A 1721-nucleotide genomic window follows, 5' to 3' on the forward strand; every position below is an offset into this window, starting at 1 on the left:
CGGGCAAACAGTTCCGCCAGCGGCAGCTCACGGTTTAACTCACTGCGAAGGCGCGAAATGAGCTGTACCGCCAGCAGCGAATGACCGCCGAGCGCGAAGAAATCGTCCTGCCGGCTTACTTTTTCAACCCCCAGCAGCGACTGCCACATCGCCGCCAGCGCCGTTTCGTCCCCCGCCAGCGGTGCTTCATAGCGCTGGCGCACAAAAGCGGCTTCATCCGGCTCCGGCAGTGCCTTACGATCTACTTTACCGTTCGCGGTCAGCGGAATGCGCGCCAGCATGACATAGGCCGCCGGCACCATATACGCCGGCAGACGCGCGCCGAGCTGCGCTTTCAGCGCCTCGGCACCCGGTATCTGAGCGGTATCATGGACGGTATAGTAGGCTACCAGCCGTTTCTCCTGTGTCGCCTCACCCTGCGCCACGACGACGCTTTCGCATACCCCGTCGCACGCCAGCAGCGCCGACTCTATCTCCCCCAGTTCGATACGGAAGCCACGGATCTTCACCTGAAAATCGTTGCGCCCCATGAACTCCACCCGTCCGTCGCTCAGCCAGCGCCCCAGATCGCCCGTACGGTACATCCGTTCTCCTTCGCCCGCGAAGGGGTCGTCAAGGAAACGCTCGGCGGTCAGCTCAGGCCGGTTGAGATAACCGCGCGCCACCTGCGCCCCGCCGATATACAGCTCCCCGCAGACGCCCACCGGCACCGGCTCTCCCTGCGGATCCAGAATGTACAGCGCGGTATTGGCGATCGGCCGCCCGATATGCAATACCCGGTCGTCGGCGCACACGGCGCCCGAGGTCGCCACCACACTGTTCTCGGTCGGGCCATAGTTGTTCACCAGCGTAAACCCCGCGTTATCCGGCGGACGGCGGTTAAGCCTGTCGCCCCCGACCAACAGCGTGCGCAGCGTCGGGTGGTGCAGCTCGCGGGCAAACGCCAGCTCGGCGACCGGCGTCGGTAAAAAACCAACGTCAATCGGCTGCGACATCCACCAGGCCAGCAGTTGCTCGGGGTCGCGGGACACCGCCGGGCCTGGCATCACCAGACGCGCCCCGACGCAGAGCGGCGGCCAGATCTCCCACACCGCCGCGTCAAAACCCAGCCCCGCCACGCTGGACGCGCAGTGCGACTCACGCAGCGCAAAGGCGTCGCAGTGCCAGCGCACCAGATTGACCACGCCCCGGTGCGCCACCATCACCCCTTTGGGCTGTCCGCTGGAGCCGGAGGTATAGATAACGTAGGCCAGATGGTTCTGCGTCAGCCCCAGCCGCGCCGGACTGCGATTTACCGCCGGACACTGCGTCCAGGGGCGGCTGTCGCCATCCAGTTCGATCGTCCGCAGCCCGGCCGGCAGCGCGCCCAGTTGCCCCCGCAACGCCCGGCTGGTCAGCACCACCGTCGGGTCGCTGTCATCCAGCATGTAGCGCAACCGTTCCGGCGGAACGCCCGGATCCAGCGGCACATAGGCACCGCCCGCCTTGAGGGTGGCCAGCATCGCCACAATCAGATCCACACCACGCTCCAGTACCAGTGCCACCCGGCTGTCCGGCCGCACGCCCAGCTCGTACAGCCAGTGCGCCAGTTGGTTGGCGCGGGCGTTCAGTTCGCCGTAGCGCAGCGTCTGCCCGTCGCAGCACAGCGCCACCGCATCCTGATGCCGGGCGGCCTGCGCTTCAAACAGGGCATGCAGACAGACCTCGTCAGGGGAGTCGGC

The 1721-nt window shown here is 66.5% G+C and carries 1 protein-coding gene; it reads right to left on the bottom strand.

Features of this window, described 5'->3' with window-relative positions; all coding sequences use genetic code 11:
• Positions 1–1652: non-ribosomal peptide synthetase (locus tag NXT09_RS22300; protein WP_268581189.1), on the bottom strand; the 1652-nt coding region annotated here is incomplete at its 3' end.
• Between the last annotated feature and the right edge of the window lie 69 nt (positions 1653–1721).

It is taken from the genome of Pectobacterium jejuense (assembly GCF_026800125.1).
GTDB lineage: Bacteria > Pseudomonadota > Gammaproteobacteria > Enterobacterales > Enterobacteriaceae > Pectobacterium > Pectobacterium jejuense.